The sequence below is a fragment of the Synechocystis sp. LEGE 06083 genome, assembly GCF_015207725.1.
Lineage (GTDB): Bacteria > Cyanobacteriota > Cyanobacteriia > Cyanobacteriales > Microcystaceae > Synechocystis > Synechocystis salina.
Map to the genome: position 1 here is coordinate 1 of NZ_JADEWJ010000141.1, position 9,635 is coordinate 9,635.

The window sequence follows — 9,635 nt, forward strand, 5'->3', positions numbered from 1 at the left end:
GAGCAGGAGTATAAACCATAACAAACCCATTTATTTTTGGAGCAATTACCCGTGGCTATTTTACCTCAAGCCTTGGCTTTCCCTTTCTCCTGGGGCAGGATTTTCTAGAATGGGAGAGTCCCCCACCATCGCCCCCCTGAACGCCATTGAGCCGCACTTACCAAACTCTAGGCATTGTCGTTAAAGGTATGGCCTTTGGGGAATCCGATCGCCTGGTGACCATTTTTTCGCCGGAATATGGACTGATTCGAGCCATTGCCCCCGGGGCCAGAAAACCAAAATCTAGCTTCAGGGGCCGCACTGAACTATTTGTGGTGAATCAGTTTCTGCTATTTGCAGGCAAAAGTTTGGATCGTATTAACCAGGCGGAAACCCAATACTCCTATCCCGGCCTGGGGCAAAATGTTTGTAATTTGGCGGCGGGGCAATATTTAATCGAACTAATCCTGGCCCTGGGGACGGAAGCCAGCGCCCAGGCATCTCTGTATGAACTGTTCACTGAACATTTACGCCGGTTGGAAACAGAAGCAACGGCGGAGGATATTTATGGCCATTTGGCCCAAGCGTTGTTCCATTGCCTGGGAGCGGAGGGCTTTGCACCCCAATTTCATCACTGTGCCATCACGACCCAAACCATTCGCCCTAATTTTTACGATCACCAATGGCGGGTGGGCTTTAGTCCGGAGTTGGGAGGAGTTGTCGATCTCCGCAGTCAGGGCGACATTGGCCCCATTCCCCAAATGCGTCGATTAACAGCTATGGAACTCAGTTTGTTACAACAACTCAACCAGGCTGCCCTGCCCAACCCTCAGCAATACCTACCGGCGATCGCCCGGAAAAATTTTCGCCTCTGGGACTGGGTGAAAGCGGAAAACCTCATGCGCCACTACGCCCAACGCCAACTAGGAAAAAGCTTCCGGGCCGCTGTTTTGCTGGATAGTATGTGGGAAGTCGATTTCTAGACTAGCCTCCCCTCCCCGTTCATGCCCAATTAATCAATATCAATGCTTTGGGGGCGATTATCCTGGGTCGTTTGATTAATGTCTGCCCCAGAAAAGTCCGTCACCCCTTGCTTTTGTAGCCATTTTTTCAAGGGATCATCGGTCAATTTTAGCCGTAGCACACCAGATACAAACCCCCCAGCGAAGGCGATCGGTTGTTGGCAAAGTTCACGGGTCACTGGTTTAAGTTCTTCAAGAAACATGGGCATTAGCAATGAAGTTCGAATGGCGAAAAATTGCGAGACAGGCAATACCCGTCATTATACTCAATTAACCTCTGGCTGAGTTTGGACAAGTACAACTAAAATCCTTGACAAATGAGGCTTTCACCATGTGACGTCTTGTCTTTTCAGTCGAATATCAACGCTAAAACGATTCTCAGGCTGGCCAAAACAGCAATAACCCTAGGCGAGCAAACTTGGTTGTGCGTTCTTGCGTCTCCATTGCCCTCCCCAGCCTAGGAGTTATTTGATTATCATGATTTATTAAGACACTGCAACAAACGATCTAATTTTACGTTGGCATTCCGTCAAGAATGATAATTTGTGCTGTGGCTTCACCCCTATATTTGATACATGTACGTAACTGTCGCACTTTGCCCAGTAGTCTTCAGTAGAATATCGAACACCGGAGGTTGATGTTTGCCAAAAATTTTTAAAAGATCAAGTAATTTATGATATTTTAGAGCGGTTATCTTCTTCTCAGGCTTTTGAATTAAGAGATGTTAAAATTTGAAAAATAAATATCTAATTTGACAATAAAATACCCAGGAAAAACAGAAGCTTATGACTGATAATGACCCGCTTAATCTTCGTCCCACCCAGGTGGATGATTTGACCAAAGTCTTACCCTTGGTTGAAGCATTTTATCAACATTTTAGTTATCCTTTCAGTCAAACAGAAAAAGCTCAAACTCTACGAGAACTTTGGGACAATCCCGACAGAGGTTGTTTTTGGTTAATTGAGCAAGACCAAGGCGTTGTCGGTTATGCGTATGTTTCCTTTTATTTCAGCCTCGAATTTGGTGGCAGAACTGCTTTTATTGATGAATTATTTATTTCATCCGATCGCCGTGGTCAGGGAATTGGTTCACGCATCATCGAACTAGTGGAAGGGGAGTGCCGAAAGCTCAATCTCAAAGCACTACATTTAGAGTCGGAACGCAGTAATGAAAGGGCCACAGCTTTGTACAAAAGAATGGGTTTTGTCGACTATGATCGTCGTTTACTAACCAAACATTTGAATGATTGTTAAAAGGTAGGGATCGATTAGCCGAATCTGCCGGCCACGTAATCCCTGGTTTGGGTTTCCTGGGGACTAGAGAAAATACTCTGGGTGCTATCAAATTCCACCAACTGACCAATGCGACTTTCGTCAGTATTAAAAAAAGCCGTGTAATCCGATACCCTCAGGGCCTGTTGCATATTGTGGGTAACAATGGTGATGGTCACCTTTTCCCGCAGACTTTTAATCAACTCCTCAATTTTGAGAGTGGAAATGGGATCGAGGGCGGAACAGGGCTCGTCCATTAGTAGCACCTTGGGATTAACCGCTAGAGCTCTGGCAATGCATAATCTTTGCTGTTGTCCCCCCGATAGACCCAAAGCGGACTTTTTCAAACTATCTTTGACCTCATCCCATAACACAGCCCTGGTGAGGGAGCGTTCCACAATTTCATCCAGTTCTCCCCGGCTAGCCCGGCCACTAAGCTTAACCCCATAGACAATGTTGTCGTAGATACTAGTGGGAAAAGGATTAGGCCTTTGAAAAACCATACCAATTTCCCGACGCAGACTGTTGATATTGACTTTAGGGTCGTAAATGTTTTGCCCCAAAAACTCCACTGTTCCCGTCACCTTGACCCGGCCTTCCAGTTCGGCAATGCGGTTAAAAGCCTTGAGCAAAGTTGATTTACCACAGCCAGAGGGGCCAATCATAGCAGTGACCCTACCAACGGGGATTGCCATGGTTACCCCCTCCAAGACTTTTTTGGTGCCGTAATAAAATCCCAAACCTTCAACCCTAAGGGCAGGTTGTAAACCCGCTGTCATTGAACCGGACAAATTAGTCATAGATGGTAAACGGGGAAAACTGAAAAATTAACTATTGATGGCAGATTTAAAAACGCCGACGGATCAGCAAACGAGAAAATAGGTTAATGGTTAAAACCAGCATTAACAGTACAAGGGAAGCGGTCCAGGCAATGGCATTCTGCTCCTCAAAAGGAGAACTGGCATAGTTGTAAATCAGTACAGGAAGGGAAGGAGTGGGGGCCATTAACCCCTCCTGCCAGAATTGACTGAATAGGGCAGTGAACATTAAGGGAGCGGTTTCCCCGGCGGCCCTCGCTACGGCCAGCAGTACCCCCGTAGTAATGGCAGGAATGGCACAGGGAATCACCGTTTTGACTGTGGTTTCCCATTTGCTGGCCCCCAGGGCGGCGGAACCTAGGCGATAGTGTATGGGCACTAACTTGAGCGCTTCCTCCGTGGTTAAGGCAATAATGGGAGTCATAATTACGCCCAAGGCCAAGCCTCCGGCATAGGCCGAAAATTGTTTGGTGGTAATAACCAGTACCCCGTAGGCGAACACCCCCACAATTACCGAGGGCACACTACTCAGGATCACGGTGACAAACCGTACCCCATTGGCGATCGCCGAGCCGGCCGCAAACTCCGCTAAAAATACCCCGGTCATTACCCCCAGGGGAACACTAAAAAGAGCGCCTAAACCCACCATGGTCAGGGTTCCCACAATGGCATTGGCAAAACCGTTGGGTTCCCCCTCCACTCCCACCGGGGCCGGTAGATGGATAAACACTTCCCAGGAAAGGGTGGGCAAACCCCGTTGAATAATGGCGGCTAAGATGGCCAGCAAAGGCAGAAGGGCCACAAGGGTGAGGGTAAAGGACAACCCTCCCATCACCCAGGCAAAACCATTACGGAATAAAGGTAAGGGAGCAAGCAGACTACCAGGGGCCATATTTTTCACGGCTTTACTGTCCCTCCCCTTGGCGACGAATCGTTGCCACCATCAACACCGCCAGACTATTAATGCCCAGGGTGATAACAAAGAGAATTAAAGCTAAGTACATCAAAGCGCCGATGTGTAGCTCATCCACTGCTTCGGCAAACTGATTAGCCAACACAGAGGGAATGGTGTACCCCGGTGCTAACAAAGAAGCCGAAATAATATTCGAGTTACCGATCACCATAGTTACTGCCATGGTTTCTCCCAGGGCCCTACCCAGGGCCAAAATAGTGGCACCGATAATACCAGAACTAGCTGAAGGCAAAATTACCAGGCAAATAGTTTCCCACCGAGTTGCCCCCAAGGCCATGGACGCACTGCGGAGGCTGGGGGAAACAGAAAGTAAAATATCCCGGCTAATGGAGGCGATCGTGGGAATAATCATCACCGCTAGCACCAATCCCGCCACCAGCATGCTGGGGCCAAAGGGTTCTGTGCCAAAGATTGGCAACCAACCTAGGTATTCAAACAATGCCACCTGCAATGGCATTAGCACAGGGATAAAAACAAAAATTCCCCACAGGCCAATGATTACACTGGGAATAGAAGCAATCAGTTCCACCAGAAAGGCAATGGGAACCCGCACTGGGGCAGGCAGAAGATTTTCGCTGGTCATCACGGCTACCGCCAGCCCCAAGGGCAAAGCAAACACCAAGGCGATAAGGGAACTTACCACTGACCCAAAAATGTAGGGCAAGCCCCCAAACAGTTGCTCGCCGCTGTCCCACTGTTGACTGAGGATAAATTCCCAACCAAACTTGGCGATCGCCGGTTGGGCATCGGCAAAGACCACCCAGGCGATCCAACCGAGAATCACTACCACTCCGAGGGAACAGAGACGGGTCAACTGTTTAAAGCCCCAGTCCAAAGCACTGCCCAGGGCATTTCCTTGGGTAATATCTGCCCCCAGGACCGGGGGAATTTCCGGACGAGGCGAAAAACCTTCCACCATAGCTATTGCTCTAATCTTCAGTAAGTTTGCTGACTATTTAATTTTGTCCACCGCCGCAATTACCCGTTGGGCCACCGCCGGGGGAACTTTGGTGTATTCCAATTGGGTGTTGTAATTTTGACCAGTGGTTAAAATCCAGCGCACCAGAGCTTTGATGTCCTTAGCAGTGGCAGCATTTTTGTTGTTTTGGTACACCAACAACCAAGTCAAGCCCACAATGGGATAACCGGAAGCGGGATCATTTATTTCTGCCACAAAGTTAGCGTCAAACTTAGCTCCACTGATGGCTTTATTAGCTTCCGCCAAGCTCGGTTCCACATATTGGCCAGCTTTGTTTTGCACCTTAGCTGTTTGTAAATTTGGTCCCTCATTGCGACGGGCAAAGGTGTCCTGGACATAGCCGATCGCCCCGGGGGTTTGTTTAACCGTGGCGGCTACTCCATCATTTTTAGGACCCTTGAGCACCTGGAAACCCCAGTTGGGATCCTGACTGGCCCCAATCTTGCTCCTAAAGGTACTATTTATGGCACTGAGATGACTGGTAAAAATATCGGTGGTGCCACTACCATCAGCCCTTACCACCACCCGAATTGGCATATTGGGCAGCTTGGAATCGATCTGGTTCCAAGTTTTTAATTCCCCAGTAAAAATTTTACCCAGGGCTATCCTGGAAAGTTGGACTTTTTTACCCGGTAAATTGTAAACCACTGCCACAGCTCCACCGGCGGTGGGAACCATTACCACCCCCCGTTTCATTTGTTGACGTTGGGCGGAAGTAGGCACTGCATCGGTAGCACCAAAGTCCACGGTTTCACCAATGAATTGACGGATACCAGCGCCACTACCAACGGAGTTGTAATTGACAGTGTTGCCGGTGGCTTTTTTATACTCGGCAAAATAGCGTTGATAGAGTGGTGCAGGAAAACTTGCCCCCGCCCCATTTAAGGTACCGGCGATGGCCTGACCAATACTACCAAAACCGACTATGACGCTAACTACTGAAAAGGTAGCAACTTTTTGGAATGAACTAAGCATAGGAACTTGCAATGGGAATATGGTGCAGTTGAAAAAGTCAGCCCTTCTTTACTGATAGGGCTTCCATTGGCATCGCTATCGACCGAAAAACGGCAAAAACCTCTGGTTAGACCGGCCGTTTACTGTCAATAAACCCAGAAACTTGTCTGGGGATTTCTAGCTAACAATATTAGTGGCATTTTGTTCATTTACAACCGCAAAAATATTTTTATTTTTAATGCATAAATTCCCCAGAAAGTCGATTAACTTCCGGTTAAATCTTGCTTATTTTACCCATGGTTATCATTTCATTAAGCCTAGATTAACGCCATATTAAGACTAGGTTAAAACGAGTAAAATTATTGTCTAAATACGACGACTATTTTTTCCGTCATCCTTGGGCAAAATTTTCCTGCCCTTGCCACATTTGATGTGTAAATTTGAGCCATTGGTAATGGACTTTAAATTCATCGACAAAATACTTACTCCCCCAGCCCAGAATGTAATTTGCGTATTCATGCACTAGTCCACGGTCAGAAGGATTTTAGGTTTATGATGGGTGGACAACTGTAAAGAAACTTTAAGCAGTTGCAACGTCTTTCCTTTCCCCCCAGCAAATTATTCCGTGAGTTCTTTCCAGGCCCTGCGCCAACTATCCCCCTCCACCCAAAAAACCTTTGCTCTGTTGTTTGCTTCAGTGCTGATGTTTTGGCTCAGCCTCACTTCCCTCCTGCCTACTCTGCCCATGTACGCCCAGGATGTGGGGGCGACGAAACAACAGGTGGGTTGGATTATGGGGAGTTTTGCCCTTGGCCTGTTGGGCTCCCGCGTTTGGATTGGTCAGTTGGTCGATCGCCGGGGGAGAAAAATCGCCATTGTCATTGGGGCATTGGTGGTGGCCCTGGCCCCTTTGGGCTACCTACTCACTGCCACGGTGGGGGCTTTAATGGCAATTAGGGCTTTCCATGGCATTTGCTTGGCCGCCTATACCACCGGCTATAACGCCCTAGTGGTGGATTTATCCCCACCCCAGCAACGGGGGGAAATTATTGGCTATATGAGTTTGGCAGTGCCCATTGGCATGGGATTTGGGCCGGCAATGGGAGCTTACATTTCCCAAGCCATCGGCTACGAAGTCCTATTCATCATTTCTTCCCTGTTGGGCTTTATTTCCCTGGCCTTGGCCCTGCAGGTGCGGGAAAACCGTGCCCCAGACCAGTCGTCAGCAGAGGAGGTTTTCGGCGATCGCCCCCGACCCCGTTCCATTGGCAAAATAATCACCAGTCGATCCATGGCCGTACCCACCCTGGTGTTACTGCTGATTGGGCTTCTGTTTGGTAACTTAGCCACCTTTTTGCCCCTATTTGTGCGGGAAATTAACCTAGCCGCCTATGCCGGAGTTTTTTACAGTGTGGCGGCGATCGCCAGCTTTGTGCCCCGCCTCTTCCTTGGCCCCTTGGCAGACACCTATGGCCGGGGGCTATTCATTGCCGGTAGCTTGATTTGCTATTTGCTATCCATGGTGTGCCTGGCCCAGGCTGATAACTCTTGGGAATTATTGACCGCCGCCGCCTTGGAAGGAGCTGGCAGTGGCATTTTATTACCCACCACCATCGCCTTAATTTCCGATCGTTCTTCCCTGGAGGAAAGGGGTCGGGTTTTCTCTGTTTGCATGAGTGGCTTTGATGGGGGCATTGCCATTGCGGCCCCAATTATGGGGGTGCTGAACGAGATGTTTGGTTACCGCCATGTATTTTGGCTCAGCGGTGGATTGGCCCTGGCCGCCATCATGGTTTTTGGCATCTTTTCTAACCCCACCATCGGCCGTTCCCTCAAGTTTTGCATTGGTCGCAGTCGAGACCTCTACGCCACTCCCCAATAGACCCAATGGGCTTGGTTAATTCCTGTCAACGGTGGAAAATCTTGTTAAGCTAGAAGAACACTTAGGCGATCGTTCCTAGATTTTTCCTGCCCAGTTCCATGCTGAAAAAATTTTTCTACCATGGTGCTCAGCAGGGTCGCCATCGAACAATTGGGGAAAATTTCAGTGCTGCATCTTATCTATATTTTGGCCTTCACAGTGATTGCCTTCCTTGCGGTTAGCAACCTGATTCGGAGCTTAATTTCCGTCAGCATGGGTAGTCAGCGCACCCCGCCCAACAGTTTTTCCCGTCGCTTTGGCCAGAGCAGTCATCCAGAATTATTTGACGACCAGGGTGTGCCCATTAGCGAACCCTTATTGGTGATGCGCTCCGTTAATGTGGACGATGCCAGGGAAAAGTTGAATGCTATTTTTGATGCTTCCCCCAGCGTGACCCTCCAGGAAGGGGAAGACGAAAAATAATCCCATTAAGCGTCAGTAAAAATTAGTTTTTCCCTAGGCATAATGGCCATAATAGTCGGCTAGGTAGTGTCTCCCCGGCAACGCTAAAATGGGATTTATTCCGTATGCAATAACAATGGTTAAAGGTACACTGTAGCCTGAACCCTGTTGCCGTGACGGCCTGAAACCATCGCATTATGGATTTAAAAGCTTTAATTCGGGATATACCGGACTTCCCCAAGCCAGGCATTATGTTCCGGGATATTACCACCCTGCTCAACAGTCCAGAGGGACTGCGCTACACCATCGACTCCCTCGTGGAACAGTGTCAAGCAAAGGAACTGATGCCGGATCATGTGGTGGGCATGGAATCCCGGGGTTTTTTATTTGGTATGCCCCTTGCCTATCAAATGAATGCTGGTTTTATCCCTGTAAGGAAACCAGGTAAATTACCCGCCCCAGTCCACCGAGTAGAGTATGATTTAGAGTACGGCAAAGATTCTTTGGAAATCCACCAAGATGCTGTGGCTCCCCACCACCGGGTCTTAATTGTGGACGACTTAATTGCCACGGGGGGAACCGCCAAGGCCACCGCTGAATTGCTGAGTCAGCTTGGTTGTGAGGTGTTGGGTTTTGCTTTTATCATCGAGCTTGTGGCCCTGAATGGTCGTCAGTGTTTACCAGATTTACCAATTATTTCTTTGGTGGAATATTAAGGGTTGGAATGGCATTCAGTTAGCTCCAAGAAACCATTGGCAAGATTTTAGTTAGCCCCCAAATCGACCGACTAAAGCTCCGGCAATACCAGAGCATTTTGGTCTGTCTAGCTCTTTCCCAAACTTGGGGACCCAAAGGCAATTTTAAAATCCACTCTAATTACCCTTACCTTTGTCGCCACCAGGTAAACACCGCCAGTCCCAGACCGATTAAGGGAACAATTACCCAGGTTAACCAGCCCAAAACCGTAGCCCTTCGTACCCCCAAATTAATACGGCGATCGGTGGGATCTTTGGCCCGCAAATCAAGGGGTTGGTCGACGTTTTCCGCCAACCATTGCACACTGTTGAGAAAAATATCACCGTTCACAGCTTCGTTAAACCAAGCATTGGTGGCAAAGGCCGCACTACCCACCACCACCATCTTGGCCGGGGGAAGCTCTGGGTTGGGCTTGCGATCTTGCTCTTCTGTTTGGGCTTGATTATTGCCACTATCTTCGTTCTCTCCGGCCGGTGATTCTTCTTGATCTGCGGTCTGATTACCATCATTTTCCTGGATTGCCTCTGGCTGATTGGTGCCATTGCTGGTGGGACTAGGGC

The 9,635-nt window shown here is 48.7% G+C and carries 11 protein-coding genes and 1 pseudogene; 5 read left to right on the forward strand and 7 right to left on the reverse strand.

From position 1 onward, the window contains the following. Positions 1 to 146 precede the first annotated feature (146 nt). Positions 147 to 962, forward strand: a complete 816-nt coding sequence (gene recO, locus IQ219_RS11675) for a DNA repair protein RecO (RefSeq protein ID WP_194072714.1) — start codon at positions 147 to 149, stop codon at positions 960 to 962. Positions 963 to 991: 29 nt separating this feature from the next. Here the strand turns inward: recO and IQ219_RS11680 are convergent, their stop codons facing one another. Beyond that, entirely contained in the window at positions 992 to 1,204 is a 213-nt protein-coding gene (locus tag IQ219_RS11680; RefSeq protein ID WP_190597973.1) for a hypothetical protein, read from the reverse strand. A gap of 582 nt (positions 1,205 to 1,786) precedes the next feature. Between IQ219_RS11680 and IQ219_RS11685 the strand changes: the two genes are divergently transcribed. Next, complete coding sequence (locus tag IQ219_RS11685; protein ID WP_194072715.1) at positions 1,787 to 2,254, forward strand: GNAT family N-acetyltransferase; 468 nt, start codon at positions 1,787 to 1,789, stop codon at positions 2,252 to 2,254. Between the two features lie 14 nt (positions 2,255 to 2,268). Here the strand turns inward: IQ219_RS11685 and pstB are convergent, their stop codons facing one another. The 5 genes from pstB to IQ219_RS20125 all read right to left on the reverse strand — a co-directional run bounded on the left by pstB (position 2,269) and on the right by IQ219_RS20125 (position 6,515). After that, the gene (pstB, locus tag IQ219_RS11690) at positions 2,269 to 3,072 is read right to left on the reverse strand and encodes a phosphate ABC transporter ATP-binding protein PstB (RefSeq protein WP_228016988.1); all 804 of its coding nucleotides are present in this window, start codon (positions 3,070 to 3,072) and stop codon (positions 2,269 to 2,271) included. Positions 3,073 to 3,118: 46 nt separating this feature from the next. Continuing rightward, complete coding sequence (gene pstA / locus IQ219_RS11695; protein WP_194072716.1) at positions 3,119 to 3,991, reverse strand: phosphate ABC transporter permease PstA; 873 nt, start codon at positions 3,989 to 3,991, stop codon at positions 3,119 to 3,121. Between the two features lie 4 nt (positions 3,992 to 3,995). Then, positions 3,996 to 4,982, reverse strand: a complete 987-nt coding sequence (gene pstC / locus IQ219_RS11700; protein ID WP_194072717.1) for a phosphate ABC transporter permease subunit PstC — start codon at positions 4,980 to 4,982, stop codon at positions 3,996 to 3,998. Positions 4,983 to 5,015: 33 nt separating this feature from the next. Next, a complete protein-coding gene (pstS, locus tag IQ219_RS11705; RefSeq protein WP_190597977.1) occupies positions 5,016 to 6,017 on the reverse strand; it encodes a phosphate ABC transporter substrate-binding protein PstS in 1,002 nt (333 codons plus the stop codon). Between the two features lie 345 nt (positions 6,018 to 6,362). Further along, the gene (locus IQ219_RS20125; RefSeq protein ID WP_190597978.1) at positions 6,363 to 6,515 is read right to left on the reverse strand and encodes a hypothetical protein; all 153 of its coding nucleotides are present in this window, start codon (positions 6,513 to 6,515) and stop codon (positions 6,363 to 6,365) included. A gap of 106 nt (positions 6,516 to 6,621) precedes the next feature. On the opposite strand from IQ219_RS20125, the gene IQ219_RS11710 reads away from it, so the two are divergent. The 3 genes from IQ219_RS11710 to apt all read left to right on the forward strand — a co-directional run bounded on the left by IQ219_RS11710 (position 6,622) and on the right by apt (position 9,035). Next, complete coding sequence (locus tag IQ219_RS11710) at positions 6,622 to 7,878, forward strand: MFS transporter (protein ID WP_194072718.1); 1,257 nt, start codon at positions 6,622 to 6,624, stop codon at positions 7,876 to 7,878. Positions 7,879 to 7,998: 120 nt separating this feature from the next. Beyond that, entirely contained in the window at positions 7,999 to 8,340 is a 342-nt protein-coding gene (locus tag IQ219_RS11715) for a DUF2973 domain-containing protein (RefSeq protein ID WP_194072719.1), read from the forward strand. A 176-nt stretch (positions 8,341 to 8,516) separates the two neighbouring features. Continuing rightward, positions 8,517 to 9,035, forward strand: a complete 519-nt coding sequence (gene apt, locus IQ219_RS11720) for an adenine phosphoribosyltransferase (protein WP_190597981.1) — start codon at positions 8,517 to 8,519, stop codon at positions 9,033 to 9,035. Positions 9,036 to 9,201: 166 nt separating this feature from the next. Here apt and IQ219_RS11725 read toward each other — a convergent pair. After that, positions 9,202 to 9,635: pseudogene (locus IQ219_RS11725) on the reverse strand (hypothetical protein); the annotation flags it as partial.

Bases quoted from the DNA above. Each gene is read 5' to 3' on its own strand.
- pstB (WP_228016988.1), bottom strand. From the start codon at position 3,072: ATGACTAATTTGTCCGGTTCAATGACAGCGGGTTTACAACCTGCCCTT.
- apt (WP_190597981.1), top strand. From the start codon at position 8,517: ATGGATTTAAAAGCTTTAATTCGGGATATACCGGACTTCCCCAAGCCA.
- IQ219_RS11680 (WP_190597973.1), bottom strand. From the start codon at position 1,204: ATGTTTCTTGAAGAACTTAAACCAGTGACCCGTGAACTTTGCCAACAA.
- pstS (WP_190597977.1), bottom strand. From the start codon at position 6,017: ATGCTTAGTTCATTCCAAAAAGTTGCTACCTTTTCAGTAGTTAGCGTC.
- IQ219_RS11685 (WP_194072715.1), top strand. From the start codon at position 1,787: ATGACTGATAATGACCCGCTTAATCTTCGTCCCACCCAGGTGGATGAT.
- IQ219_RS20125 (WP_190597978.1), bottom strand. From the start codon at position 6,515: ATGAATACGCAAATTACATTCTGGGCTGGGGGAGTAAGTATTTTGTCG.
- IQ219_RS11715 (WP_194072719.1), top strand. From the start codon at position 7,999: ATGGTGCTCAGCAGGGTCGCCATCGAACAATTGGGGAAAATTTCAGTG.
- pstC (WP_194072717.1), bottom strand. From the start codon at position 4,982: ATGGTGGAAGGTTTTTCGCCTCGTCCGGAAATTCCCCCGGTCCTGGGG.